This window comes from Yoonia litorea, from assembly GCF_900114675.1.
GTDB lineage: Bacteria > Pseudomonadota > Alphaproteobacteria > Rhodobacterales > Rhodobacteraceae > Yoonia > Yoonia litorea.
This window is the reverse complement of the sequence record NZ_FOZM01000001.1, coordinates 41,594-67,605: the sequence shown is the minus strand read 5'-3', so window position 1 is coordinate 67,605 and position 26,012 is coordinate 41,594. Positions and strand designations below refer to the sequence as shown.

Genomic DNA, 26,012 nt, shown 5'->3' with positions numbered 1-26,012 from the left:
CATGAGGTAACGCTTGCGGCAACTGAATGAAAGGGGCGTTGGCCCTGAAAATCAAAAGGATGTCCAATGGCTGAGATCGAACGCGAAGCAATGGAATATGACGTCGTCATCGTCGGGGCTGGTCCGGCGGGACTGTCTGCCGCCATCCGGCTCAAGCAGATCAATGCGGATCTGAACGTTGTGGTTCTGGAAAAGGGATCCGAAGTCGGCGCGCATATCTTGTCAGGTGCTGTGCTGGATCCCATCGGCCTCAATGCGCTGATCCCTGACTGGAAGGAAAAAGGCGCGCCGCTCAATGTGCCCGTAAAGGAAGACAACTTCTACATGTTGGGCGAAGCCGGGCAGTTGCGGATCCCGAACCTGTTGATGCCCCCGCTGATGAACAACCATGGCAACTACATCGTCTCAATGGGCAATGTCTGCCGCTGGATGGCCGAGCAAGCTGAAGAGTTGGGTGTTGAGATTTTCCCCGGGATGGCCTGTTCCGAAGTCGTCTATGGCGAAAATGGAGAGGTGAAGGGCGTCGTTGCTGGCGAATTCGGCAAGAATGCCGATGGCACACCAGGACCATCATACGAGCCAGGGATGGAGCTTCACGGGAAGTACGTGTTCCTTGGCGAAGGCGTGCGCGGATCCCTGTCCAAACAGGTGATTGCGAAGTTCGGTCTCGATACCAAGTCGGACGTCCAGAAATACGGTCTGGGTATGAAAGAGATCTGGGAGATCGACCCAGAGAAGCATAGAGAAGGCACCGTCACGCACACGATGGGCTGGCCGCTCGACAGCAATGCAGGCGGCGGATCGTTCATCTACCATCTTGAGAACAATCAGGTTTACGTCGGCTTTGTGGTTCACTTGAACTACAAGAACCCGCACGTTTTCCCATACATGGAATTCCAGCGGTTCAAGCATCATCCGATGGTCGCCGAGCTGCTCAAGGGCGGCAAGCGGGTCGCCTACGGCGCGCGCGCTATCAGCGAAGGCGGCTATCAGTCCATGCCGCAACTTGAGTTCCCGGGTGGTGCCCTGCTGGGCTGTGCGGCTGGTATGGTCAACGTGCCCCGCATCAAGGGCAACCATAACGCAATGCTGTCCGGCATCGCTGCCGCCGAGGCCGCAGCCCAGGCCATTTCCGATGGTCGCGGCGGTGACATGCTTGATGGCTATGACGATGCTGTGCGCCAAGGTGAAATCGGCAAGGACCTCAAGAAAGTGCGCAACGTCAAGCCGCTGTGGTCCAAGTACGGCCTGCTCGCCTCGTTGGGTGTTGGCGGTGCTGATATGTGGATGAATACCTTCGGAATTGGCGTCCTGGGCACCTTGAGCCATGGGAAAACAGATGCAGCCGCAACTGAGGAAGCCAGCAAGCACAAACCAATTGATTATCCTAAGCCCGATGGTGTGCTGTCATTTGACCGGCTGACCAACGTCAGCTTCAGCTTTACCAATCACGAAGAAAGCCAGCCCGCTCACTTGCAACTCAAGGATGCGTCGGTGCCTGTCGGCATTAACCTGCCGAAATATGCAGGCCCATCAGCGCGCTACTGCCCGGCAGGCGTTTACGAATTTGTTGGCGAAGGGGATGACACCAAGTTCCAGATCAATTTCCAGAACTGCGTCCACTGCAAGACTTGCGACATCAAGGACCCCAGCCAGAACATTACCTGGACAGTGCCACAAGGTGGTGACGGGCCGAATTACCCGAACATGTGATCAGAAGAGCCCCCGATTTTCGGGGGCTTTCTTAAACTGGAAAGAGGGGGGCGCTGCCCCCACCGCCTTCGGCGGCCCCCCGGAGTTTTTTACCAAGGTGAAGGCGGGTCAGTGCGGCCTATTCCGGCTCGCCTGAATCTCCCGCGCCCGTTCCGGCCAGCGCGAGCGGATGAAGGCGAGGACGTCCCAGATATCGTCATCCAGATCACTCCGTCAAAGGCCGGCATTCCGCTTTTGAAATCGGTGATCCCGCGCGCCGCGAGCGCCCCCTGACCACCCAATTTCGTGTAGTCGAACAGCAGCGCATTGTCGTGGTGCCAGGTATGCCCTGTCACATCATGGGGCGGTGCAGGCAATGTGCCATCGGCGTTGGGGATCTGCCAGTCGGGTTGCCCTTCAAGGTTTACGCCATGGCAGGCCGCGCAATTCTCCTGCTAGAGCACCTCTCCACGCGCGATATCGCGCCCCTCAAGCTCGTGGTCCGCGAGTGCAGGGGCGCCCAGTGCGAGCGCCCCGATGGCTGCAATAATCCCGATCGTCTGCATGTCCTGCCTCTGGTGATGATCCTCAGCGCAGAACATACCCCTCTGGCCATGACAGCGTATAGTCCAGCGTGATCACCTCTGTGTCACCTACTGGCAGGGTCATATCCCATTCCAGGACACCGCGTTGGCCCTCAACATCCTGACGGGTCGCTGCGGGGCTGGCGTTTACCTCGACGTCGAGGTCCTCCTGTTCCGAGTATGGAACCGCATCGCGCAAGAGCACGTCCCAGTTCTGACCGGTCAGGTTTTCGACCGTCAGTGTGGCGCGCTCGCGCAGTTCATTGGTGGTGGTAAAGACCCCGCGATCACCCTCCATCCGTTCGGGCATCGTGCGCGTCAGGCGCAGAGCGTCCAGCGGACCAAAGCCCATCTGCGTCTCCGCCCCTGCGGCCAAGAGCGGCAGATGGCTGAACCCCAGCATTGTGCCGTCGGCATAGACCAGCGCCTGCCCGGGCAGTAGCAATTCGTCACTGGCGTTCGTGAATGCCGCCATGCGGTAGGCGATGCTGTCGCGGCTGGGAACGGCTTCTGCCCAGACATCGGCGTCAAAATCCAGACGGTCGAGCGGCAGGCGCAGGTCCTCGACACCGTCGCGGATCGTCACGCGCGAGGGGTAGACGTAAGTCACTGTCGCTCCGGAAAAATCAGCCTGCGCGGTCATTGGTTCGGCGGCAAATTCCTCAACCGCCATGTCCGAGAAAGCACGCGATTCCACCGCCAACCCTTCTGCCAAGGGCATCAGGCGGCCGATCTCATCCTCGGGCACGATCCGGCGCAGGATCGGCCAGACGCCACTCGGCCCCGTCTGCTCGCCCGGACGCGCGGTCGAGAGCGTCAGCTGCACATCGGTCCAATCCTGCCCGCTGGCCTGAGAAATCACGACGGCGCGGTCGACATCGAGACGCGGCGCATCGCCCGTGGTCAGGCGCATGTCATAGAGCGGCTGCCAGTTGGCAAAGCCCTCCTGCGTGGTGATGTCGATGGTGATCTCGCCTGCGACCTCCACGGCGAGGGTGAAGGTCAGGACCGCGCCCGCCTCATCGGGCGTGGCCAGCGCGGCCAAGGCCTGTTTGGCATCGCGCAGGGCTTCGATATCATCGGCACGCGCGCGGTCGGCAGCCTGTGCCTCTTGCTCGGCGGCAAAGGCAGCCTGACGGGCAGACAGCACCTCGGCCCCCAGCATCCGGGCAAGGGCGGCAAGGTCCGCCGCAGAGCCGAACCCCTCACCACCTTGCGCCTTTGCGAGGCTTTGCAGGAATGTGATCTGTTCTTCTACCGCAGCCACGCGCAGACGGATTTCGGCGATACGGGCGGCACTTTCGCGCAGCACCTCTTCCAGACGTTCCACCTCAGCGCGGGCGGCGACGATCTCGGGCGCGCTCATGTCAGGCGTCACAGGCAGACGGTCAAAGGCGAGGTTAACCGCACCAATCTGCGCCCCCTGCGGGGCGGCGACGCGCAAGCCTTGGGTCGAAAGACCCTGCGGCAGGCCCGGCACGATGATCTCATGGCGACCGGCGGGCACATTCAGCGTGACCTGGCGCGTGACGGCTGCAAGGCCGGGGTAAATGGTGACGGCGTCTACATCCGCATCAGCGGTGAAGGTGTCGGCAAAGGCGGGGGCGGCAAGTGCTATGGCGCTGGTCAAAAGCAAATGGCGGAACATCGGGATGTCTCCTGTCAGGGGTGTCTTTGGAGATAAGACGCCTCTGGTGGGGTAATCCTTGGAGAAGCATCAAAATAACTTCCAATCGCCCGGCGCAGCAGGGCACAGCCCGACCTCCCCCAGGAGGGCTGTTTTGCAGCCTCGCTCTCAGGACCGACGCACGATTTCTTGGCGATGGCAGCGCATCGCTGAGGTGCTCAAAGCCCTCCAGGTCGGGCTGTTCCCGCCCGCACCGCTCATCGCAAACAGAAGGGGCGCCCCGCAGGACGCCCCTCAAAACTGTTACTTCAGCTGTAGCCTCAGCCCTTCTTCAGGCACTCACGGCCCAAGAGCTCCGCAATCTGCACCGCGTTCAGCGCTGCACCCTTGCGCAGGTTGTCCGAAACGCACCACAGGTTGATGCCGTTCTCGATGGTGCTGTCCTGACGGATGCGGCTGATGAAGGTCGCGAAATCGCCCACGCACTCAACGGGGGTGACGTAGCCGCCGTTCTCGCGCTTGTCGATCACCATGACACCGGGGGCCTCGCGGAGGATGTCGCGGGCCTCGTCCTCGTCAAGAAAGTCCTCGAACTCGATGTTGATCGCCTCGGAGTGGCCCACGAAAACAGGCACGCGGACGCAGGTCGCTGTGACCTTGATCGACGGATCGACGATCTTTTTGGTCTCGGCGACCATCTTCCATTCTTCCTTGGTCGAGCCGTCTTCCATGAAGACGTCGATGTGGGGAATGACGTTGAATGCGATCTGCTTGGTGAACTTCTTGGCCGGCTTGTCGTCGGTGGGGTTGTAGATGCTCTTGGTCTGGTCCCACAGCTCGTCAATGCCTTCCTTGCCGGCACCGGAGACGGACTGGTAGGTGCTCACAACGACGCGCTTGATCGCTGCGCGATCATGCAAGGGCTTGAGTGCGACAACCATCTGCGCGGTCGAGCAGTTGGGGTTCGCGATGATGTTCTTTTTGGCATAGCCGTGGACCGCCTGAGGGTTCACCTCTGGCACGATCAGAGGGATATCGGCGTCGTAGCGATAAAGCGACGAGTTATCGATGACCACGCAACCGGCCTTGGCGGCCTTGGGCGCATAGACTTTCGTGGCCTCAGAGCCCACGGCAAACAGCGCCATATCCCAGCCGGTGAAGTCAAAGGTGTCGAGGTCTTTCGTCGTCAGGGTTGTCTCGCCAAAGCTGACTTCTGTGCCAAGCGATTTTCGGCTGGCAAGTACGGCAATCTCGTCAACGGGGAAGGCCCGTTCGGCGAGGATGTTCAGCATTTCGCGGCCCACGTTACCGGTGGCACCAACGACGACGATTCGATAGCCCATTGGCTGACTCCTTGGTTTCAATGCGGCCCCTTTAGCGAAAGGGCGCGGTAAGGGGAAGGGGCGCACTGCGAATGCAAGGAAGGGTGGCGTGAAAGGCATAGCTGGTGACCATTGCGCAAGCAAAGCTCGCAGAGCGCCCGAACCGCCCCCACGGGGCGGGCGCGGTGCTTTGGTTGCTCACACCGCAAGAATGTAAACAAAACTAGACACACCCCCATGTCCCGCTAGACTGCCTGCATGGACGGCTCCAACATCACTCCCGGATTACGCGCCGCAATCCCGCGCAAACTCTGCACCGATTGCGGCGTCTCGCGCATGGCCGACCCGAGCGCCTGTGGCACCGCCTGCCAGTTCATCAAACCCGACTACCCCTCAGCCGAGGCCAGCATCCACGGACGACCTGCCGAAACCACTGGCGACGAAGCCTATTTCGGCGTGGCACAAACAATGTACCGCGCGGCCCTCACCCCACCGCGCGAAGGCGCACAATGGACGGGGCTGACAACCCGCCTTGCTGAACGCCTGCTGGAAACGGGAGCCGTTGATGCGGTTCTGACAATGGTCCCCGACGCAGACGACAAATGGCGCCCCCGCCCCGCGCTGATCACTGACCCCGCCCAGATGGCCGAGGCACGCGGGATGCGCATGGGCTACGCGCCCCTTCTCGCCCTGCTCGAACCGGCACGTGAGGCGGGCTACAAACGGCTCGCAGTAATCGGCATCCCATGCCAGATCTACGCCCTGCGCGCACTTGAGGCGCAACTGGGGTTCGAACGGATCTACGTCATCGGCACGCCCTGCTCGGACAACACGACGACTGACAATTTCCATGGCTTTCTCGCGCGGCTCACCGATAGGCCGGAGACCGTCACCTACCTTGAATTCCGCGCCGACTATCACGTCGAGCTACGCTTCGAGGACGGGACGAAGCGCGAAATTCCCTTCCTGCGGTTGCCGCTCTCGGACCTGCCGCGTGACTTCTTCCCGACCACTTGTCGCACCTGCGTCGATTACACCAACCGGCTGGCCGATATCACCGTGGGCTATATGGCGGGCGAGGGCGATCAATGGCTGATCGTCCGCAATGACCGCGGGGCCGAGATTCTGGCAGGCCTTGCCGACGAAGTCCGCCTTGCCCCGCCGGGCAGCAAGGGCAACCGGCAGGGCGGCGTCAAAGGATTTATCGAAAACACACGGCTCGCCGCTGGTGGCCTACCGTTGCGCCACATGCCTGACTGGCTGCGCGGCATTGTCGCCTGGGTGCAGCCCCGCTTCGGACCGCGCGGCCTCGAATTCGCACGTGCGCGGCTTGAGATGAAGGCAGCCGAAACCATCCTACACCTGCGCCGCGAGGAACCGGCAAAGATGAAGAATATGGTCCCCGCCCATGTTTGGAACCTCGCAGCCCCTTATGGGCTGTTGCCGGAAACGCTTGAGAACGAAGCCATTCCGGACAACACTAAAGCCGCTAGTCGGCCTGATAAGCACCTAGAATACTAACGTCTGCATCTTCAATGACGAGGATTCCCCCGATCTCGTCAGCCGCTGGCCCGAAAAACCGACCTGCGGACTTGCTGGTATCACTACCTGCATCCAATGAGGCGAAAGTACCGGTGCCCGAGACCGTACCGCCGGAAAATGATGAGCCACTGATGCTTGCGCCAGAAACGAGCAACGTGATCGTTCCGACGTCGCTGACGCTTTGATCAAGCGCATCTGTCCCGGATAGCTTGTCAAAATCCCCTCGGATCGAACCGTTCGTCCAGTTCGAGACAAAGGTGGCATCCCCGGTGAGCGTATAAACATCTGTATCGGTTGTTGCGGTCAGTCCGACCCAACCGAGGTTGTAATTCGTGGTGCCAGCATCCGGCAGATCGCTCACCCTCGTGATCAATCCACCTGCACCAAACAAGGTCTCCGCACCATCTAGTGCAATAATGCGTGAGTATTCACCATCAGCAGGGTTCTCATAGTCACTCGTCACAAGGGAGGTACCATCAAGGGCGCCGCCAGCAATCTGGCCTGTCGTGTAATCAAGCGTTGCATCCGCATCAGACGTCGCAATTTCGCCGTCAAGTACAACGTATGTCACGGCCGCGGTGCCCACTGCGCCGCGGTCACCAAGGTCGGAGTAGTCCAGCGACTCGACTTCATCCACGCCGATGGCACCGGTACCTGCGCCACCTCCGCCGGACCCCGATCCACCACAGGCCGCCATAGCAAAGACCGACAGGATGATCGCATTTTTCAACGAAACGGCAGTCATAAAATGAAATCCCCCGCGCTCAGGTCTGTATGCGCAACGCCAATCACGCGGATCAGGATATCGCCGTTGTCAAACAGGGCATCGCCCGAGGATGTCGCCCAATGGCTGAACATCGCGTCGAACTGGCCCGGGGTGTAAATCGCACTGAGATCAATTTGATCGACGCCCGGCAGAAAGTCCTGCCCCTCCATTACGGGGCTTGCCGAAATATCGGTTATGCGTCCAATGGTATCTGAGCCGCTGCCTGAGGTGAAAACGAAGACATCAGCGCCGCGTCCACCTTCCAGAAGATCATCGCCTGCCCCGCCTGTCAGACGATCCGAGCCGCCAAAATAGCTCCCAGATGGATCACCCCGCAAAACATCGTTGCCGTTGCCACCGTTAAGCGTGTCATCGCCAATCCCGCCGATCAGGATATCGGCGCCCTCCTGCCCATCGGCGTCCAACTGACCAAGGCCGCCAATGATGGTATCGCCGCCGTCGCCACCGACAATGGTGTTTTTGCCGGATGTATCGACAAGAAGATCGTTGCCTCCCGCACCGTTCAGCGCATCGTCACCGGCACCGCCAAAGATCCGGTCTGCAATCGACGTTCCGGTAATCTGGTCATCGCCACCCAATGCCAGAAAGTCGTTGCCGGCCCCTTGCAAGGCCAGCGTCAGGATGTCGTTACCGCCCGTCCCGATCTCACGGAAACCATAAAGCGCTCTGATCCCGGCGATGTCGCCATCGCCTAATGCATTCGTCGAGATCGGCGTATTCATGATCTGGTCGCGGTCATTCACATGGGCCAGTCCGAGGGTATGACCAATCTCATGCAGCAGAACGCCAAAGTAGCTGAGAATCCCCTCTTCTCCGTTTGGAGACCACGCTGGCGCCAGATCCATATAAATCTCGGCCTCGGTGATCTCTGCGATGCCGTCTCCTGCCCGTTCTCCGTTCTGGAACGAATAATAAGCAACACCAACTGTTTCACCGGCAAGAATGCTCAGACCTTCATCTGTTTCGCGTGCCGTGACGACATCAATGTCAGCATCACCTTCTACGTAAGTAAAAGTCAGATTTGCCACGGATGCCCATGCCGCAAACGCCGCCTCGGCAGCAGCGACAAAAAGCGACTCTGCATAGCCACTCATTTGCAAACCGGCCAATGACAGTGACCACGTGATTTCACCGCTGCCAGTGCCAAGCACGTCGCGGCCCCATTTGACGTTGCTATTGGGAATACTGCTTGCCGCGGAGGTCGTGATCAACTGGTACGACGTGCTGGTGCCACCGCCACCGGAAGAGGCCAAGAACCCCTCACCCGTGCAGTCGTCGCATCCACACAAGATACACATAAAGAACATTCCTTTTTATGTCCGCCGGCAAAGCGAGCGCTTTCCTGCTAAATTACATCTCCAAAATGGATGCAATATGGCGAAAGAGGCGCGAAATCGCGTTCGGCGAGTCTCTGCCAATTGGGCAAGGTCTTTAGAGGGCAATGTTGAAGAACAGTCTAACGATCCACCGGAAGTGCTGTTGTGTTGCGCACGGTTCTGAGCGCAAAGGATGACTGCATTTGGGCAACGCCAGGCAGTGTCGCTAGATATCTACGATGGATGCGGGCGAAGTCTTCTGTATCGCCAGCAACAACCTTCAGCAGGTAATCGGCCGTTCCTGCCATCAGGTGGCATTCCAATACATCAGGCACACGCGCGACCGCCCGCTCGAATGCATCAAGAACCTCATCCGCCTGACCACTGAGCGTGATCTCGACAAAAACTGTGGTAGGCCGCCCGACTTTACGCGGATCAAGCAGGGCCACGTAGTCGCGGATGTAACCCTCTTTCTCTAGGCGCTGGACCCGACGGTGGCATGCTGACGCCGAAAGATTGGCCTTTTCAGACAGTTCGGCATTGGACATACGCCCCGACTTTTGAAGGACCTCCAGGATTCGCCGGTCGATACTATCGATATCCATTTTGCGCGATAATTTCCGAAAAAATGCTACAGACACGCAAGAAGCTACCGTTCTGATGCAAGAAATCCAAGAGAATTCCCGAAGACATTGCATAAAACGCGTAGGACACTCCCTTCAGGGAGAAGGAGAAGTATTGCCATGCACATTGGATGCCCAAAAGAGATCAAACCGCAGGAATTTCGCGTGGGCATGACGCCCAACGCGACGCGTGAGGCCGTCAACCACGGCCACAAAGTCACGATCGAAACGCAAGCCGGTGTTGGCGCGGGCTTCAGCGACGCGGACTATCAGTCTGCTGGCGCGTCAATCGCTGCAGACGCCGCAGAAGTTTTTGCCACTGCCGACATGATTGTCAAAGTCAAGGAACCCCAGCCTAAAGAACGCAAGATGCTGCGCGAAGGGCAAATCCTGTTCACTTACCTGCATCTCGCACCGGACCCCGATCAAACACATGACCTCTTGGCCTCAGGTGCCACATGCATTGCATATGAAACCGTAACCGACGACCGTGGTGGGCTGCCGCTGCTTGCACCTATGTCCGAAGTGGCAGGGCGGCTCGCGCCCCAAGTCGGCGCGTGGACCCTTCAAAAAGCGAATGGCGGACGCGGTGTGCTGATGGGCGGTGTACCCGGCGTTGGCCCTGCTCGTGTTGTGGTCATCGGTGGCGGCGTTGTGGGAACGCATGCCGCACGGATCGCGGCAGGCATGGGCGCCGACGTCAACGTGCTGGACCGCTCACTCCCGCGCTTGAGATATCTCGATGATACCTTTGGCCAGCAATTCAAGACGAGCTATGCCAGCGCGGGGAATACCATCGAGCTTGCCAGAGAAGCCGATCTGATTATCGGGGCGGTGTTGATCCCCGGAGCGGCTGCACCAAAGCTGATTTCAAAAGCACAACTGTCAGAGTTGAAAAACGGCGCGGCACTCGTCGATGTGGCAATCGACCAGGGCGGTTGCTTTGAAACATCACGCGCCACAACGCATCAGGATCCGATCTATGATGTTGATGGCATCATGCATTATTGCGTCGCAAACATGCCAGGAGCCGTGGCCCGGACGTCTACCATCGCTCTCGGCAACGCGACGATGCCATTCATGCTCGCACTCGCAGACAAAGGGTGGCGGAAAGCCTGTGAGGATGACCCTCACCTGCTGAACGGCTTAAACGTGCACGCGGGCAAACTGACATACTACGCTGTGGGCAAAGCGCTCGGGATCGACGTCATCTCACCGTCTTTGGCCCTAAAAAGCTGATGAGTAGCAAGCCGCGCCTTTAAAGGACGCCGATAAGAGAAAGGCCCACCATTTCCGGGTGGGCCTTTCTTCACCAAAGCAGTTCCCGCTAGCCTTGTTTGGCCAGCTGGTCCCTGATCTCCAGAAGGACTTCCAACTCGGTCGGGCCCTTTGGCGCCTCCGGGACAGGCTCGCCCTTATCGACAGCTTGATCCTTGATCCGGTTCACCGTTTTCACCAGCATGAAAACAACAAATGCAATGATCAGAAAATTGATGACGGCCATAACGAACGCACCGTAGGCAAAGATTGACGCGCCTGCCTCTCGCGCGGCCTCAAGACTTGCACCTGCCGGGACGTCTCCCGCCAGAACAGCATAGTTGTTCGTAAAGTCGACACCACCGGACACAAGTCCGATAATCGGATTAATCAAGTCACCGACAAGCGATGTCACGATCGCCGTGAAGGCAGCACCGATAATAATGCCCACGGCCATGTCCATGACATTGCCCTTCGCAATAAATGTTTTGAATTCGTTTATCATTTTTGTCCCCATTCGTGTTCGCACACGCGCACAAGGACGGATGCCTCTATGCGCGCCTGCGCACACTATAAGCGTCCAACTTACACAGTCGCACGCCTTTTTTGTGGCCTGCGGCATCATAGCTTAAGCCCCAGAAGCATTTTTATGGACAAACACTATGACTGATCTCTCCGCCTTCCCGATTACACAACGCTGGCCCGCCGAAGACCCTTCCGTGATCCAGCTTTATTCTTTCCCAACACCCAACGGCGTTAAAGTCTCGATCGCACTTGAAGAAATGGGACTGGACTATGAACCGCATCTGGTGACTCTGTCCGACAGCGACGTCAAAAGCGATGCTTTCCTGTCGCTTAATCCAAACAACAAGATCCCGGCAATCATTGACCCCAACGGACCTGACGGTGAACCCATCGGTTTGTTTGAAAGCGGAGCTATCCTCATATACCTCGCCGAAAAGTCGGGAAAATTGCTCGGCAACTCGGCGCACGAAAAGGCAAAGATCATCCAGTGGCTGATGTTTCAAATGGGTGGTGTTGGACCAATGTTCGGGCAGATGGGCTTCTTTTGGAAGTTTGCCGGAAAAGAGATGGAAGACCCGCTTCCCCGTAATCGCTACCGCGACGAAGCCATACGTCTTCTCGCAGTCATTGATGAAGCACTTGAAGGTCAGGACTGGATTGCAGGCGATTTCTCAATTGCAGACATCGCGCTGGCCCCTTGGCTTAATGCGCTGGAATTTTACGGCATGAAAGAAGAGGTAGGTTATTACGATCTGAAGAACGTGCCTGCGTATGTTGAACGTTTCTATGCACGACCTGCTGTCGCAAAGGCGAAGCGCATTCCAGACCCTTCTGCGGCGCATCAAACTGCCGCGAACGCAACAAGCACACCCACCCAACCCCGCAAGACGGCCTGACCAACGACAGGGTCCGAATCTTGCGAATCCTTCTCGCAAGACGCAGCAAAGAAACCTTTGAGAAATCCTGACCGGAGCGCCAATTGGCGCTCCGGTTTGCATTTGAATAAAGGATTTGCTGCCAGTATTCAGCATACCATTGCACACAATCCTTCAGCACTTCAAAACAGCGCATAATTGAAAACACTGAAATTTTAGCGCTCACAGGAAAGTTATTTCCGCCTGTCAAACACTCGCAGAAAATTTTTTGACAGATAAAACGTTTATTCTCAACAGACAACGCCTCAACTTAACACATATGCGTTATGTTGATGCCGATTGAGCAGCTATAGCGCCCATCTGCTCTTGGCGCTCAATCCTGAGGAGAAATGTTATGACTATGCAAGAAATGCCCAGCCAGGCCGCTTATCCACCAAGCGCTGAGATGAGCGCCCGCGCGCATGTAGACGCCACTGGCTATGCCGAAATGTACGCCACGTCGATCAATGATCCGGAAGCGTTCTGGGGCAAGGAAGGTCTTCGCCTTGAGTGGATGACCCCGTACACGAAGGTAAAAAATACATCGTTTGAGCCCGGCAACATCGACATTCGTTGGTTCGAGGACGGCACGCTGAACGTTGCTGCAAATTGCATCGACCGCCACCTTGAAACACGCGGCGATCAGACGGCAATCATCTGGGAACCAGATGATCCAACGAAAGAAGACGCAAAACACATCACCTACCGCGAACTCCACGGGTCAGTTTGCAAGATGGCTAATGTCCTGAAGGATCTTGGCGTCTCTAAAGGTGACCGCGTCATCATCTATCTGCCAATGATCCCCGAAGCAGCATATGCGATGCTCGCATGTGCGCGCATCGGAGCGATCCACTCCATCGTTTTTGCAGGGTTCTCTCCCGATGCCCTTGGCGCACGTATCAACGGATGCGGCGCCAAGGTCGTTATTACTGCCGACTTCGCCCCACGGGGCGGTCGGGAAACACCGCTCAAGGCGAACACGGACGCCGCACTTGCCCAGTGCGAAGATGACGTGAAATGCCTTGTCGTCAAACGCACCGGCAGCGAGACCGCCTGGACGGAGCGTGACTACGATTACAACGCTCTGTCTGAACAGGCATCTGCCGATTGCACGGCAGAAGAAATGAACGCCGAAGACCCGCTGTTTATTCTCTATACCTCCGGCTCGACTGGTCAGCCGAAGGGTGTTGTTCACACGACCGGTGGATACCTCGTCTATGCATCAATGACGCATGAGTATGTCTTTGATTATCACGACGGCGACATCTTCTGGTGCACCGCTGATGTGGGCTGGGTCACTGGCCATAGCTATATTGTTTACGGACCACTCGCCAACGGTGCGACAACCATCATGTTTGAGGGTGTGCCGACCTATCCTGATGCAGGCCGCTTTTGGGAAGTATGTGCCAAGCACAAGGTCAACCAGTTCTACACTGCGCCGACTGCGATCCGCGCTTTGATGGGTGCCGGCAACGAATGGGTTACAAAGCACGATCTTTCCGATCTGCGCATTCTTGGTTCTGTTGGTGAGCCAATCAACCCCGAAGCATGGAACTGGTACCATGAGGTCGTCGGTCAGGGCCGTTGCCCGATTGTCGATACTTTCTGGCAGACTGAAACCGGTGGTCATATGCTGACACCGCTGCCAGGTGCCACAACGCTCAAGCCCGGTGCGGCCCAGCAGCCATTCTTCGGTGTGAAACCCGTTGTCCTTGAGCCCACAAGCGGCGAAGTGATCGAAGGCAAAGGCATCGAAGGCGTTCTTTGTATCGGCGACAGCTGGCCCGGCCAGATGCGCACTGTCTGGGGCGACCACGAACGTTTCGAGAAGACCTACTTCAGCGATTACAAAGGCTACTACTTCTCTGGTGATGGCTGCCGCGTCGATGAAGACGGCGATTTCTGGATCACAGGTCGCGTCGATGATGTGATCAACGTGTCCGGTCACCGGATGGGCACAGCAGAAGTCGAAAGCGCCCTTGTTGCCCACGCCAAAGTCGCTGAAAGCGCGGTGGTTGGCTATCCGCATGATGTGAAAGGCCAAGGCATCTACGCCTACGTGACACTGATGAATGGCGAAGAACCTTCTGATGCGCTGCGTAAGGAACTTGAGGTCTGGGTCCGGACAGAGATCGGCCCGATCGCCAAGCCTGACTTGATCCAATGGGCCCCTGGCCTGCCAAAAACTCGTTCGGGTAAAATCATGCGCCGCATCCTGCGCAAGATCGCCGAAGACGACTTTGGCGCCTTGGGTGACACCTCTACTTTGGCCGACCCCTCGGTCGTTGACGATCTGATCGCCAACCGCATGAACCGGAAGGACTAAGATCATGGACGGAACAACAACACCCACCTCCTCCCCCGTGCTTATTTTGCTTGGCCCTCCAGGGGCCGGCAAAGGCACGCAAGCTCGGATGCTCGAAGAGCAATTCGGGCTGGTCCAGCTGTCGACAGGCGATCTCCTCCGCGCAGCAGTCGCAGCTGGCACAGATGCAGGCCTAGAAGCCAAAGCCGTGATGGAAGCCGGCGGTCTGGTCAGCGATGATATTGTCATCGCGATCCTGCGCGACCGTCTGGCCGAGCCTGATTGCGCCAAGGGCGTCATTCTCGACGGCTTTCCACGCACGACCGTACAGGCAGAGGCGCTTGACGCCCTGCTCGCCTCTACCGGTCAGCGTATCAACGCGGCAATCAGCCTCGAAGTCGAAGATGCTGAAATGGTCACGCGAATTGCGGGACGTTTCACCTGCGGCGGCTGTGGCGAAGGCTATCACGATACCTTCAAACCGACGGCCGAGACCGGAAAATGCGACAAATGCGGATCGACCGAAATGAAACGTCGGGCGGATGATAATGCACAAACTGTCGCATCCCGACTTGATTCATATCATGAACAGACCGCTCCACTCATTGCATACTACGACGTTAAGGGCGCGCTTGCCCGCGTCAACGCCATGGGTGCGATAGAGGAGATCGCGAACGAGCTTCAGTCTATTACCAAGAGGGTAATGTACTGATTTTATGGAATAACCCGCCTGATCCCCGGGCGGGTTTGTAGCCACCAAAGGGAGGAACACACCTCATGAATGTCAAGAATGACACCAACGCTTATTGGCAAGCCAATGTGCGTTTAATTTTGATCAGCCTCGCGATCTGGGCGCTGGTCTCTTTCGGATTCGGGATCATCCTGCGTCCAGTCCTGGCCGGAATCGCCGTTGGCGGTACTGACCTGGGCTTCTGGTTTGCCCAGCAAGGATCGATCATCGTCTTTCTCGGACTGATCTTCTTTTACGCCTGGCGCATGAACAAGCTCGATAAAGAGCACGGCGTAGACGAGGAATAATCCAATGGATCAGTTTACAATCAACCTTCTCTTTGTAGGTGGCTCGTTTGCCCTCTACATCGGTATCGCGATCTGGGCGCGTGCGGGTTCCACATCGGAATTCTACGCAGCGGGACGCGGTGTTCACCCTGTCACCAACGGTATGGCGACGGCTGCTGACTGGATGTCAGCCGCATCGTTCATTTCGATGGCTGGCCTGATCGCCTTCACCGGTTACGACAACTCATCCTTCCTGATGGGATGGACCGGTGGCTATGTGCTTCTGGCTTTGTTGCTTGCACCTTATCTGCGTAAGTTCGGCAAGTTCACCGTGTCAGAGTTCATTGGTGATCGTTTTTACAGCCCAACCGCGCGTATGGTTGCCGTGATCTGTCTTCTGGTTGCCTCCATCACTTATGTTATCGGTCAGATGCAGGGTGTTGGTATTGCCTTCGGCCGCTTCCTTGAGATCGACACGACAACTGGTCTGCTTTTGGGATCATGTGTTGTGTTCGCCTACGCCGTTTTCGGCGGCATGAAGGGTGTGACGTACACACAGGTTGCTCAGTACTGCGTGCTGATCACAGCCTACACAATCCCTGCGATCTTCATCTCGCTGCAGCTGACCGGCAACCCAATTCCGGCCCTCGGCCTCTTTGGTGAGCATACTGCATCCGGTGAGCCGCTTCTGGCGAAACTCGACCAGATCGTTCGTGACCTTGGCTTTGCCGAGTACACAGCCGCGCACGGTTCGACCATCAACATGGTGCTCTTCACCCTGTCACTGATGATCGGTACAGCCGGTCTGCCACACGTCATCATGCGCTTCTTCACCGTTCCAAAGGTGTCTGACGCACGTTGGTCCGCTGGTTGGACGCTTGTCTTCATCGCATTGCTTTACCTCACAGCACCTGCTGTTGGTGCGATGGCACGCCTGAACATCTCTGAACTGATGTGGCCAAATGGCACCGATGGTGCGGCTGTATCCGTTGAGCAGATCAACACATCCGAGGAATACGCTTGGATGGCCACATGGCAGAAAACCGGTCTGTTGGACTGGGAAGACAAGAACGGCGACGGCCTGATCCAGTACTACAACGATGGCAACGCCGAGCTTCAGGCGCGTGCAGAAGCCAATGGTTGGGCTGGTAACGAGCTGACAAACTTCAACCGTGACATCCTGGTTCTGGCGAACCCAGAAATTGCTAACCTGCCTTCCTGGGTTATCGGTCTGGTTGCTGCCGGCGGTCTTGCAGCTGCGCTTTCTACAGCGGCTGGTCTGCTCTTGGCGATCTCTTCCGCGGTCTCACACGACCTTCTGAAGGGTCAGCTGACACCAAACATGTCGGAAAAGGGCGAGTTGATGGCAGCGCGTATCTCGATGGCAGCAGCGATTGTCGTGGCGGTTCTCTTGGGTCTGAACCCACCAGGATTTGCGGCACAAACCGTGGCCTTGGCCTTCGGTCTGGCAGCGGCCTCGATCTTCCCTGCGCTGATGATGGGTATCTTCTCGACACGCATCAACAACACAGGTGCTGTTGCAGGTATGCTGGCAGGTCTGATCGTGACACTGCTCTACATCTTCCTGCACAAGGGCTGGTTCTTCATCCCGGACACAAACATGTTCACCGATGCTGATCCGCTTCTTGGTCCGGTCAAGTCCACCTCGTTCGGTGCGATTGGCGCCATGATCAACTTCGCAGTTGCTTACATCGTCGCTGGCATGACCAAGGAAACACCACAGCACATCAAGGATCTGGTCGAAAGCGTCCGTATCCCACGTGGTGCTGGTGCAGCCTCTGACCACTAAAAACTGACGACGCGCCGTCCTGTGAGGCGGCGCGTCGCATATGCCTTTGCTCCTGTCCACGACAACGTGGGCAGGACATCTTTCTAAAAAGGCAGATTAATGACTCTTCAAAGCGCTCATTTTCAGTTTCTCGCATCGGTTCATCCATATGACACCATGCATGCGACGCGGCTTGCAGAGCTGGCCGAGGCCTGCACGGCCGTCGATTATCCTGCTGACACCGTTCTTTTTACACACGGTCATCCCGTGGAAGCGCTCTATCTGATCGTCAGTGGCGAGGTTGAGATCACAGATCCGTCTGGTGAACTCCTTTCAACACTTGGACCCCGAAATTCATTTGGCGAACGTGCGCTGCTGCGCGACGAACCGGCGAGCCGCACAGCCACCGTGACCCGCGACGCAACGCTGATTGTGATGCCTGCTGCGACGTTTGATGCGCTGATGCGATCGGACCTCAAATTTCAGCAATTCTTCGACCGCAGCCGTTCGAGCCAGAAACACAAACGCGATCTGACTACTTTGGCCGTCGGGCAGCTTATGTCACGCGACCCTGTCACTTGCGCGCCCGAAACCCCTATTCGTGATGCTGCAAAGCAGATGCATGAAAGACGTATTTCATCCATCTGTGTTGTAGGCGACGGCGGCTTTGAGGGCATTCTGACAGTCAGGGACGTCAACGGGCGCGTGGTTGCCGAAGGCACAGACCCCTCGCAGCCTGTCTCCAGTATTATGACAAAGGATGTGCTGGTGCTGGGGCCAAATGCCCTCGGCACCGACGTGCTGCACCTGATGGCGGAACGTGGGATCGGTCACATCCCGATTGTTGACAACGGCACCCTTGTCGGGATTGTCACCCAGACAGACCTCACACGCGCGCAAGCGATGTCCTCTGCTGACCTGGTCGCGCGGATTGCCAAGGCACCAGACGCGACCGAAATGGCTGAGGTGACCCGCGAAATTCCACAGTTGCTTGTTCAACTCGTCGATCAGGGTAACCGGCACGAGGTTGTGACACGTCTCATCACAGACCTTGCAGACACGGCGACGCGGCGACTGCTTAAACTTGCACACGATAAGTTGGGCCCGGCGCCCGTCCCCTATCTCTGGCTGGCATGCGGGTCGCAAGGGCGGCAGGAGCAGACCGGAGTTTCTGATCAGGACAACTGCCTGATCCTGTCCGATGATGTGAAAGAGGCGCAGATGCCGTATTTTGCAGAACTGGCAAAATTCGTCAGCGATGGTTTGGATACCTGCGGCTACTTCTACTGCCCCGGAGACATGATGGCGACCAATCCTCGTTGGTGCCAGCCTTTGCGGACCTGGAAAGAATACTTTGCCCGCTGGATCGCCAAACCCGATCCTGAGGCGCAAATGCTTGCTTCGGTCATGTTTGATCTCAGGGCAATTGGCGGGGATGAAAGCCTGTTTGCCAATCTACAGGCCAAAACACTCGAAAAAGCATCTCAGAACTCGATCTTTGTGGCGCATATGATCGCGAACTCGCTCAAGCACGCGCCTCCGCTTGGATTGCTGAGAGGCCTTGCCACCATCAGAAGCGGCGAGCACAGGGACCAGCTTGACCTTAAACACAACGGTGTTGTCCCGGTCGTTGATCTGGGGCGCGTCTATGCGCTGCAGGGTCAGCTCAGACCCGTGAATACCCGCGCGCGTCTTGTGGCAGCAATCTCATCGGGCGTCTTATCCGAAACCGGCGGTGCTGATCTTCTGGATGCCTACGACCTGATTGCGATGACGAGACTTGAACATCAGGTGGCGCAAGTGAAGGCAGGGAAAAAGCCGAACAACTTTCTCGCCCCGTCAGATCTGTCGGATTTCGAGCGAAGTCACTTGCGCAATGCATTTGTGGTGGTCAAAACCCTGCAATCTGCCGTTGGAACAGGCAAAGGAATGCTGGGGTAAATCATGTTTGTCGAACTTATCGCTACCATCTTCGCGGGGATCGCATGTGCAGGTCTCGTGATGTTTCTCAATATGCTGACCGGAAAGCGTCTGCCGAAGTGGCTGACACCAATTGCCGCTGGCGCTGGGATGATCGCGATGACAATTTCAAACGAATACACGTGGTTCAGCCGCACCAGTGCCGAGCTTCCGGAAGGCATGGAAATTGCCATGACGGTCGAGGAACAAAGCTGGTTGCGCCCCTGGACCCAGATTGTGCCCTACACAAAACGTTTCGTCGCTGTTGATACCGGCACTGCACGCACAAACGACAGCGCACCGGACCAGAAGCTTGCAGACCTTTACTTCTTCGGGCGTTGGTCACCGGTCAATCAGGCGCCCATGCTGTTTGACTGCGCTGGAAATCGCTCTGCCCTCCTGATCGACGGGGCCGAATTTGACGCCATAGGCAATGTCGCTGACGCCAACTGGCAAGCCATGCCGCCGGATGATCCAATCTTGAACACCATCTGCGAGACCTGACATGTTCACCCGCCTCAGCCTGCGCTTCCGCATCTTCCTTTTCTTTTGCCTGATGGCCTTTGGAGGAGCGGTGCTGGCAGGCGGGGCGATCTATTACGGCTGGACCCGTGCAGATGGGCTGCCTGCCAATCCGTTCATTATCGCCTTCGCGATCTTCGCCTTCCTCAATACCGGGCTGGCCGTCGGTGTCTGGATGCTGTTCGACGAGAACGTTGCAAAACCGATCAACAAACTCGCGGCGGATCTGCGGCTTCGCGCGCACTCTGGTATTGATACCCAACTCGATGAAGCTTCGGCGCGCTATTTGGGTGATCTGGCTCCCGCTGCTTCCGCCATGTCGTCACAACTCAGCAGTTCTGTCATGTCGACTGCATCACAAGTGGCCCAGGAAACGGCGCGGCTTCAAAGCGAAGCGGCCCGCCTCACGGCGCTGCTGACCGAAATTCCATTGGCTACAATTCTCGCCAATCCTGCCGATGAAATCGTGCTCTATGACGGGCAGGCGGCAAGTGTGCTCTCAAGCATCGCCCCGCCCCGCCTCAAAGCGCCGCTAAGCGACTATTTCTCGCCCAAAGAACTCTCCGCAGCACAAAAGAAACTCGCAAACCGCGGTGGCGAGGTAGCGTTCACGCTGCGAGACCAGACACGGGAGAAGAAATTCCCCACACGCATCAAATCATTGGATGCAGGCGGCTATATGTTGATAATCGACACCAAAAATGCGGATCTGCCACTGGCACCGCGACCGCTTGTTTTCGATTTCGATCTACTCGAAACCGCAGCTGCTGGTGACATCAAAGATACGCCACTGTGCGAGCTTTGCTTTGTCGCATTTGACACCGAAACAACCGGGCTGTCCGTCGAAAAGGACGATGTCATTCAACTCGGCGCAGTCCGCATTCTGAACGGTCGGATCGTCGCTGGCGAAAAAATAGATACCTACGTTGATCCGCAACGACCAATTCCGCCTGCGTCAACTGCGGTCCACCACATCTGCGACGACGATGTTTCGGGTGCACCGGACTTTGCCAAAGTCGGTTGCGATTTCCATCATTTCGCGAGAGACGCTGTGCTGGTCGCGCATAATGCGCCTTTCGACATTGGTCTGCTCCGCAAGGGAGAGGCCGACATGGGCGTGACATGGGATCACCCTGTGCTCGACACAGTGCTTCTGTCAGCCGTCGTCTTTGGCACGAATGAATCCCACACACTGGACGCGCTTTGCGAGCGGCTTGATATCGCAATCCCGCCGGAGGCACGACATACCGCTTACGGTGATGCATTGGCCACCGGCGAAGCATTGGTAAAACTCATTCCGCTTTTGCAGGGCCGTGGCTACACCACCTTTGGCGAGGTTGTCGCCCAAACGCAAAAGCATGGCCGATTGCTTCAGGACCTGAACACTGGCTGACAGATGATCCTTACGCAGATTGCTCGGCCATCCGCTCTGCCCGCTGCTTGCGTACCAAAGCACGTTTCGTCGACAGACTGGCCGTGATCGTGCCAATTGTGACGATCACAATCAGGATCGTAGACAGCGCATTGATCTCGGGACTCACCCCAAGCCGGATGGAACTGAACACTTTGATCGGCAAGGTTGTCGCCGACGGGCCTGCCACAAACGAAGCGATAACAAGATCATCAAGCGAGAGAGTCAGGGCCAGCAACCATCCTGAAATCACGGCGGGTGCTATGATCGGCAGCGTCACCAACCTGAAGGCCTCAAATGGCGTGCATCCAAGATCAAGCGCCGCCTCTTCGACAGACCGATCAAAACTCACCAGCCGCGAACTGACGACCACCGACACATAGCACATTGAGAACGTCGCATGGGCCAGAACGATGGTTACGATCCCTCGGTCCAGATTGATCGATATGAAGAGCAACAAGAGCGACAGGCCCGTGATCACCTCGGGCATCACCAATGGTGCGTACATCATGCCCGAAAACAGTGTCCGGCCGTAAAAACGCCCGCCGCGGACCAGCACATAAGCACCCATCGTCCCCAAGACGGTGGCCAGAAGTGATGAAAAGAAGCCGACTTGCAGCGTGACCCACGCTGCGTCGAGGAACGCTTCGTTGCGCAGCAACTCTCCATACCACTTTGTTGAAAAACCGCTCCAGACCGTCACCAAACGGCTTTCGTTGAAGCTGTAGATGATGACAACAAGCATCGGAATATAGAGGAAGGCAAACCCCAAGGTAAGCGAGGTCGCATTGAACCAGGACAGACGTCTCATTGTTCGGCCTCGATTAAACGCTGCTCGTTGCGCTGGTAAAGCACGATCGGAACGATCAGGATCAGCAACAGAATAACCGCAACCGCACTCGCGACCGGCCAGTCACGGTTGGAGAAGAATTCTTCGTAAAGCACCTTACCGATCATCAGCGTTTCAGAACCACCAAGCAGAGACGGGATCACAAACTCGCCCAGCGCCGGAATGAAGACCAGGAAGCATCCGGCAATGATGCCCGCTTTGGAAAGGGGAACGGTGATGCGCCAGAAAGCTTCGGTCCGCGAACATCCCAGATCTTCCGCTGCCTCAAGCAATGAGCCATCCAGTTTGATCAGCGTGGCGTAGATCGGGAGGATCATAAAAGGAAGGTAGGTGTAAACAATCCCAATATAGACCGCGATGTTGGTGTTCAGGATTGTAAGCGGTTCGCTTATGACGCCAATCCACGTCAGAAACTGGTTCAGCATCCCTTCTTGGCTCAGGATCCCGATGAGCGAGTAGACCCTGATCAGGAAGCTTGTCCAGAACGGCAGGATCACCATCAGCATCAGGGTCGGCTGCCATACCTGCGGCGCCCGCGCCATGCCATAGGCCATCGGAAAGCCGACCAGCAAGCACATGAAGGTCGAAATCAACGCAATCTGAACGGACGACAGATAGCTTTTCCAATAAAGATCATCCGTCGCCAGAAACTCGAAGTTTTCGAAATCAAACTGGCTGAACATATCCCGCACACCGGCCCAACCTTCGGAAAGCTCAAGTTTCGGCGTGTAGGGCGGAATCGAGAGTGCGGCGTCAGAGAGCGAAATCTTGAAAACGATCAGGAAGGGGATGAGGAACAGACAGCCCAACCAGAAATACGGGACCGCAATCAGGGATGTGCGACGAAGGTTCATGGCCGCTCCCTCACTCAGCCAAGACGACGCCGGCAGTGTCGGTCCATGACAGCCAAACCGGATCTTCCCATGTGTAAGGCAGGCTATCGCGGCGGCGTTGGTTTGCAGCGGTTGCCTTGATCACAGTGCCATCAGGCATTTCGACGTGATACGTGGACATGTTGCCGAGGTAGGCGATGTCCAAGACTTTCCCGTGAACTGCATTGCGGCGATCCGTCGGTTTTTCGGAAGAAATGGCGATTTTCTCTGGCCGAATGACAAAGCTGACACGACCAGGCGCAACCGGTTGCGCAGGCGTGCCGATGATATCGGGCTGACCTTCCGCCCAGGAAATCAAGACTCTCTCACCGTCGACGGTGGCGTTTCCTTCGATAATATTCACGTCACCGATGAAGTCAGCAACATAGGCGCTGTTTGGTGCCTCATAGATCTGTGTCGGGGTATCGACTTGGATGAGCTTGCCGAAATTCATCACAGCAACGCGCGACGCGACGGTCATCGCCTCTTCCTGATCGTGAGTGACGATCACAAAGGTCGTACCGGTCTTTTCCTGAATGTCCATAAGTTCAAACTGCGTGTCCTGCCGCAGTTTTTTGTCGAGGGCTGACAGCGGTTCGTCGAGCAGCAAAAGCTTGGGTGCCTTGGCCAAGGACCGCGCCAGCGCCACCCGCTGCCGCTGACCACCTGAAATCTGATCCGGCTTACGTTGCGCAAAGCGTTCGATTTGCACCAGACGCAACATTTCTTTGACGCGGGCATCAATCTGCTCGGCTGGCAGTTTGTCACGCTTCAGGCCAAAGGCGATATTGTCATAAACCGTCAGATGCGGGAACAGCGCGTAGGACTGGAACATCATGTTCACGCTGCGCTTGTTCGGTGGTACCGGTGAGATATCCTTGCCATCCAGCATGATCGTACCGGACGTCGGTGTCTCGAAGCCCGCCAGCATCCGCATCATTGTTGTTTTGCCGCAACCGGACGGCCCCAAAAGGGCAAAGAACTCCCGCTCGTAGATATCGACACTCAAATCATCAACAGCGGTGAAATCGCCAAAGCGCTTCGTCACATTTTCAAAGCGGATCAGCGGTTTGGCTTGCGGGTCAGTCCATGGCGCAAACACATTCTGGGGCATGGGCTTTGCTTTCTCGCCTACGGGGCAGTGGTGCACAAAGAAGACGCCCCGGCCAATAAATTGGCCGGGGCGCAAGATTTATCCGTTTATGTGCCGGACTTGATCCGCGTCCACATCCGGGTCACGAAGCGCTGTGCACGCGCATCGTAAGGTGTGGTCGTGTAAAGCGTCGCGAGCGTCTCATCATCAGGATAGATCGCAGTGTCACCGATCACGTCCTCGACAAGGAACGGCTTGGATGCCGCGTTGCCGTTGGCGTAGTAAACGTAGTTCGAAGCTTGCGCCATGTTCTCTGCGTCAAGAATGAAGTCCAGGAAGGCATGCGCGCCTTCCGGATTTGGTGCATCAACCGGAATCGCCATTTGGTCAAACCACATCAGCGATCCTTCGGCGGCAGAGTTGTAGGCAATCTCTACACCATTGTCAGCCTCATACGCGCGGTCACGCGCCTGCAGGATATCCCCGGACCAGCCGAAAGCGACGCAGATATCGCCGTTTGCCAATGCGGTGATGTATTCAGAGCTGTGGAATTTCTGCACATACGGGCGTACTGCAGTCAAAACCGGCTCTGCCTTTGCGAGTGTTTCCTCGTCCTTCGCATCGGGATCTTCGCCCAAATACTGCAAAGCGGCAGGGATCATCTCTGTCGGCGCGTCAAGGAAGTAGACGCCGCACTCAGCGAGCTTTTCCATGTTTGCGGGATCGAAAATCAGCGACAGTGAGTTCAGAGGCGCATCTTCGCCGAGGATTTCCTGCACCTTGCCGACATTCACGCCAAGGCCGGTCGTGCCCCACATGTAGTTGATCGAATACTGTGCGCCTGGATCATATGTTTCGGTGCGCTCGAGCACGACATCCCAAAGGTTGTCAATGTTGCTCAGCTTCGACTTGTCCAGAGGCTGGAACGCGCCTGCTGCAATCTGGCGCTGAAGGAATGTGCCGGAGGGAACGACAACATCGTAGCCGGATCCACCAGCCAGAAGCCGCGTTTCCAATACTTCGTTACTGTCGAACACGTCGTAGATCAGGTCATACCCAGTCTCTTCCTCGAACTTGGTCAGCAGCTCTTCGTCGATATAGTCAGACCAGTTATAAACGCGCACTTCTTGGGCCCAGCTTGCCGAAGCGGTCGCGACCGCAGCGGCCAGAATGGTCGCAGTCTTCAATTTAAGCATACGTTCCTCCGTTGGGATTTGCTGTTATTGGCAGAAAGCTTTGATGAAAAAATTAGGCTTTGCAATCAGATTGTCGAAATTTGATAGGTTTTGACATAGAAAGCCGGTTATGGAATGGCTTCGGACATAGGAGAAACGCTATGAACCGCATGGTTGGCAAGAAGCCAGAGCACGAAACGATCTACCGCCGTGTCAAAAACATGATTCTTTTTGGCGAGTTTGTTCCGGGCCAGCCGCTGACCATTCATGGCCTTGCAGAACAAATCGGCACGGGGATCACACCAGCCCGCGAGGCCATCCGCAGATTGACAGCCGAAGGTGCGCTCAGCACGTTGGAGAACCGTCGGATCGCAGTCCCGCAGATGACCGCGACAAAGCTCGATCATATCGCATTGGTTCGCCTCGCCGTCGAACCCGAGTTGGCGCGATTGGCGAGTTTTTCTCTTGAAAACAAGGATATTGACGAGCTGGAGCGTATCGACAGCCTGATCAACGATGCGATTACGATGGGCGATATCAGGCAGTATCTCGAAGCCAACTATCAGTTCCATTTCACGCTTTACAGTCGTGCGGATGCACCCATCCTTCAGGACATTGCAGATGGGTTGTGGCTCCGTGTGGGCCCGGCATTGCGTGTTGTTTGCGGCCGGTTTGGGACTGACAAACTGGTCGATCACCACCGCGAAGCAACGACAGCGATGCGTCAGGGAGACGCGAATGCCGTCGGCGAATCCATGGCAGAAGATATCCGCCAAGGGCTCGCCTTTGTCCGGCAGACGCTCTCGGAGCCATCCACTGACGCGTGAAAA

22 protein-coding genes and 1 pseudogene are annotated in these 26,012 nt (G+C 56.9%); 12 read left to right on the top strand and 11 right to left on the bottom strand.

The genetic code is table 11. The features are described from left to right. Positions 1-66 precede the first annotated feature (66 nt). A complete protein-coding gene (locus tag BM316_RS00380; RefSeq protein WP_090202547.1) occupies positions 67-1,713 on the top strand; it encodes an electron transfer flavoprotein-ubiquinone oxidoreductase in 1,647 nt (548 codons plus the stop codon). Positions 1,714-1,821: 108 nt separating this feature from the next. Here the strand turns inward: BM316_RS00380 and BM316_RS00375 are convergent. From BM316_RS00375 to BM316_RS00365, 3 genes and pseudogenes are all read right to left on the bottom strand, one after another. Next, positions 1,822-2,258, bottom strand: a pseudogene (locus tag BM316_RS00375) (c-type cytochrome). 22 nt (positions 2,259-2,280) lie between these two features. Continuing rightward, positions 2,281-3,924, bottom strand: coding sequence for a DUF4139 domain-containing protein (locus tag BM316_RS00370; protein ID WP_090202544.1), 1,644 nt, complete (start codon positions 3,922-3,924; stop codon positions 2,281-2,283). 299 nt (positions 3,925-4,223) lie between these two features. Then, positions 4,224-5,246, bottom strand: a complete 1,023-nt coding sequence (locus BM316_RS00365; protein WP_090202542.1) for an aspartate-semialdehyde dehydrogenase — start codon at positions 5,244-5,246, stop codon at positions 4,224-4,226. A 237-nt stretch (positions 5,247-5,483) separates the two neighbouring features. Here BM316_RS00365 and BM316_RS00360 point away from each other — a divergent pair, with 237 nt between their 5' ends. Next, a complete protein-coding gene (locus tag BM316_RS00360; RefSeq protein WP_090202539.1) occupies positions 5,484-6,746 on the top strand; it encodes a Coenzyme F420 hydrogenase/dehydrogenase, beta subunit C-terminal domain in 1,263 nt (420 codons plus the stop codon). Here the strand turns inward: BM316_RS00360 and BM316_RS00355 are convergent. The 3 genes from BM316_RS00355 to BM316_RS00345 all read right to left on the bottom strand — a co-directional run bounded on the left by BM316_RS00355 (position 6,715) and on the right by BM316_RS00345 (position 9,475). Then, a complete protein-coding gene (locus BM316_RS00355) occupies positions 6,715-7,512 on the bottom strand; it encodes a transferrin-binding protein-like solute binding protein (protein WP_090202537.1) in 798 nt (265 codons plus the stop codon). The two genes, BM316_RS00360 and BM316_RS00355, sit on opposite strands and share 32 nt — an antisense overlap. Beyond that, entirely contained in the window at positions 7,509-8,852 is a 1,344-nt protein-coding gene (locus BM316_RS00350) for a matrixin family metalloprotease (protein WP_165606510.1), read from the bottom strand. The genes BM316_RS00355 and BM316_RS00350 overlap by 4 nt, the downstream gene beginning before the upstream one ends. 158 nt (positions 8,853-9,010) lie before the next feature. After that, positions 9,011-9,475, bottom strand: coding sequence for an Lrp/AsnC family transcriptional regulator (locus BM316_RS00345; RefSeq protein WP_090202533.1), 465 nt, complete (start codon positions 9,473-9,475; stop codon positions 9,011-9,013). Between the two features lie 138 nt (positions 9,476-9,613). On the opposite strand from BM316_RS00345, the gene ald reads away from it, so the two are divergent. Then, positions 9,614-10,732: an alanine dehydrogenase gene (ald, locus tag BM316_RS00340; RefSeq protein WP_090202530.1), complete on the top strand. Its 1,119-nt coding sequence runs from the start codon at positions 9,614-9,616 to the stop codon at positions 10,730-10,732. 88 nt (positions 10,733-10,820) lie between these two features. Here the strand turns inward: ald and mscL are convergent, their stop codons facing one another. Continuing rightward, complete coding sequence (gene mscL, locus BM316_RS00335; RefSeq protein WP_090207276.1) at positions 10,821-11,255, bottom strand: large conductance mechanosensitive channel protein MscL; 435 nt, start codon at positions 11,253-11,255, stop codon at positions 10,821-10,823. Positions 11,256-11,412: 157 nt separating this feature from the next. Here mscL and BM316_RS00330 point away from each other — a divergent pair, with 157 nt between their 5' ends. From BM316_RS00330 to BM316_RS00295, 8 genes are all read left to right on the top strand, one after another. Continuing rightward, positions 11,413-12,171, top strand: a complete 759-nt coding sequence (locus BM316_RS00330) for a glutathione S-transferase family protein (RefSeq protein ID WP_090202529.1) — start codon at positions 11,413-11,415, stop codon at positions 12,169-12,171. Between the two features lie 379 nt (positions 12,172-12,550). Next, positions 12,551-14,515, top strand: a complete 1,965-nt coding sequence (gene acs, locus BM316_RS00325) for an acetate--CoA ligase (RefSeq protein ID WP_090202526.1) — start codon at positions 12,551-12,553, stop codon at positions 14,513-14,515. Positions 14,516-14,519: 4 nt separating this feature from the next. After that, positions 14,520-15,206, top strand: a complete 687-nt coding sequence (locus BM316_RS00320) for an adenylate kinase (protein ID WP_090202524.1) — start codon at positions 14,520-14,522, stop codon at positions 15,204-15,206. 65 nt (positions 15,207-15,271) lie between these two features. Then, on the top strand, positions 15,272-15,532 hold the full coding sequence (locus BM316_RS00315; RefSeq protein ID WP_090202521.1) for a DUF4212 domain-containing protein: 261 nt from the start codon (positions 15,272-15,274) through the stop codon (positions 15,530-15,532). Positions 15,533-15,536: 4 nt separating this feature from the next. Then, positions 15,537-17,321, top strand: coding sequence for a sodium:solute symporter family protein (locus BM316_RS00310; protein ID WP_090202519.1), 1,785 nt, complete (start codon positions 15,537-15,539; stop codon positions 17,319-17,321). Between the two features lie 99 nt (positions 17,322-17,420). After that, on the top strand, positions 17,421-19,241 hold the full coding sequence (locus BM316_RS00305; RefSeq protein WP_090202515.1) for a DUF294 nucleotidyltransferase-like domain-containing protein: 1,821 nt from the start codon (positions 17,421-17,423) through the stop codon (positions 19,239-19,241). A gap of 3 nt (positions 19,242-19,244) precedes the next feature. Then, the gene (locus BM316_RS00300) at positions 19,245-19,763 is read left to right on the top strand and encodes a hypothetical protein (protein ID WP_090202513.1); all 519 of its coding nucleotides are present in this window, start codon (positions 19,245-19,247) and stop codon (positions 19,761-19,763) included. Position 19,764: 1 nt separating this feature from the next. Continuing rightward, a complete protein-coding gene (locus BM316_RS00295; protein ID WP_090202510.1) occupies positions 19,765-21,174 on the top strand; it encodes a 3'-5' exonuclease in 1,410 nt (469 codons plus the stop codon). A 10-nt stretch (positions 21,175-21,184) separates the two neighbouring features. Here BM316_RS00295 and BM316_RS00290 read toward each other — a convergent pair whose 3' ends face one another. The 4 genes from BM316_RS00290 to BM316_RS00275 all read right to left on the bottom strand — a co-directional run bounded on the left by BM316_RS00290 (position 21,185) and on the right by BM316_RS00275 (position 25,203). After that, positions 21,185-22,003, bottom strand: a complete 819-nt coding sequence (locus BM316_RS00290) for an ABC transporter permease (protein WP_090202507.1) — start codon at positions 22,001-22,003, stop codon at positions 21,185-21,187. Beyond that, positions 22,000-22,896: an ABC transporter permease subunit gene (locus BM316_RS00285; RefSeq protein WP_090202503.1), complete on the bottom strand. Its 897-nt coding sequence runs from the start codon at positions 22,894-22,896 to the stop codon at positions 22,000-22,002. The genes BM316_RS00290 and BM316_RS00285 overlap by 4 nt, the downstream gene beginning before the upstream one ends. Positions 22,897-22,906: 10 nt before the next feature. Next, positions 22,907-24,028 (bottom strand): ABC transporter ATP-binding protein, encoded by a 1,122-nt coding sequence (locus BM316_RS00280; protein ID WP_090202500.1) that lies wholly within the window; start codon positions 24,026-24,028, stop codon positions 22,907-22,909. An 86-nt stretch (positions 24,029-24,114) separates the two neighbouring features. Further along, the gene (locus BM316_RS00275; RefSeq protein WP_090202496.1) at positions 24,115-25,203 is read right to left on the bottom strand and encodes a polyamine ABC transporter substrate-binding protein; all 1,089 of its coding nucleotides are present in this window, start codon (positions 25,201-25,203) and stop codon (positions 24,115-24,117) included. Positions 25,204-25,343: 140 nt separating this feature from the next. On the opposite strand from BM316_RS00275, the gene BM316_RS00270 reads away from it, so the two are divergent. Further along, on the top strand, positions 25,344-26,009 hold the full coding sequence (locus BM316_RS00270) for a GntR family transcriptional regulator (RefSeq protein ID WP_090202493.1): 666 nt from the start codon (positions 25,344-25,346) through the stop codon (positions 26,007-26,009). The last annotated feature ends 3 nt before the right edge of the window (positions 26,010-26,012 follow it).

What these genes read in the sequence shown, in the direction of transcription:
- BM316_RS00305 (WP_090202515.1), top strand. Translation starts at nt 17,421, where the DNA reads ATGACTCTTCAAAGCGCTCATTTTCAGTTTCTCGCATCGGTTCATCCA.
- BM316_RS00365 (WP_090202542.1), bottom strand. Translation starts at nt 5,246, where the DNA reads ATGGGCTATCGAATCGTCGTCGTTGGTGCCACCGGTAACGTGGGCCGC.
- BM316_RS00290 (WP_090202507.1), bottom strand. Translation starts at nt 22,003, where the DNA reads ATGAGACGTCTGTCCTGGTTCAATGCGACCTCGCTTACCTTGGGGTTT.
- BM316_RS00380 (WP_090202547.1), top strand. Translation starts at nt 67, where the DNA reads ATGGCTGAGATCGAACGCGAAGCAATGGAATATGACGTCGTCATCGTC.
- BM316_RS00285 (WP_090202503.1), bottom strand. Translation starts at nt 22,896, where the DNA reads ATGAACCTTCGTCGCACATCCCTGATTGCGGTCCCGTATTTCTGGTTG.
- BM316_RS00345 (WP_090202533.1), bottom strand. Translation starts at nt 9,475, where the DNA reads ATGGATATCGATAGTATCGACCGGCGAATCCTGGAGGTCCTTCAAAAG.
- BM316_RS00300 (WP_090202513.1), top strand. Translation starts at nt 19,245, where the DNA reads ATGTTTGTCGAACTTATCGCTACCATCTTCGCGGGGATCGCATGTGCA.
- acs (WP_090202526.1), top strand. Translation starts at nt 12,551, where the DNA reads ATGCAAGAAATGCCCAGCCAGGCCGCTTATCCACCAAGCGCTGAGATG.
- BM316_RS00370 (WP_090202544.1), bottom strand. Translation starts at nt 3,924, where the DNA reads ATGTTCCGCCATTTGCTTTTGACCAGCGCCATAGCACTTGCCGCCCCC.
- BM316_RS00320 (WP_090202524.1), top strand. Translation starts at nt 14,520, where the DNA reads ATGGACGGAACAACAACACCCACCTCCTCCCCCGTGCTTATTTTGCTT.
- BM316_RS00270 (WP_090202493.1), top strand. Translation starts at nt 25,344, where the DNA reads ATGAACCGCATGGTTGGCAAGAAGCCAGAGCACGAAACGATCTACCGC.
- BM316_RS00315 (WP_090202521.1), top strand. Translation starts at nt 15,272, where the DNA reads ATGAATGTCAAGAATGACACCAACGCTTATTGGCAAGCCAATGTGCGT.
- ald (WP_090202530.1), top strand. Translation starts at nt 9,614, where the DNA reads ATGCACATTGGATGCCCAAAAGAGATCAAACCGCAGGAATTTCGCGTG.
- mscL (WP_090207276.1), bottom strand. Translation starts at nt 11,255, where the DNA reads ATGATAAACGAATTCAAAACATTTATTGCGAAGGGCAATGTCATGGAC.
- BM316_RS00310 (WP_090202519.1), top strand. Translation starts at nt 15,537, where the DNA reads ATGGATCAGTTTACAATCAACCTTCTCTTTGTAGGTGGCTCGTTTGCC.
- BM316_RS00295 (WP_090202510.1), top strand. Translation starts at nt 19,765, where the DNA reads ATGTTCACCCGCCTCAGCCTGCGCTTCCGCATCTTCCTTTTCTTTTGC.
- BM316_RS00350 (WP_165606510.1), bottom strand. Translation starts at nt 8,852, where the DNA reads ATGTGTATCTTGTGTGGATGCGACGACTGCACGGGTGAGGGGTTCTTG.
- BM316_RS00280 (WP_090202500.1), bottom strand. Translation starts at nt 24,028, where the DNA reads ATGCCCCAGAATGTGTTTGCGCCATGGACTGACCCGCAAGCCAAACCG.
- BM316_RS00360 (WP_090202539.1), top strand. Translation starts at nt 5,484, where the DNA reads ATGGACGGCTCCAACATCACTCCCGGATTACGCGCCGCAATCCCGCGC.
- BM316_RS00275 (WP_090202496.1), bottom strand. Translation starts at nt 25,203, where the DNA reads ATGCTTAAATTGAAGACTGCGACCATTCTGGCCGCTGCGGTCGCGACC.
- BM316_RS00330 (WP_090202529.1), top strand. Translation starts at nt 11,413, where the DNA reads ATGACTGATCTCTCCGCCTTCCCGATTACACAACGCTGGCCCGCCGAA.
- BM316_RS00355 (WP_090202537.1), bottom strand. Translation starts at nt 7,512, where the DNA reads ATGACTGCCGTTTCGTTGAAAAATGCGATCATCCTGTCGGTCTTTGCT.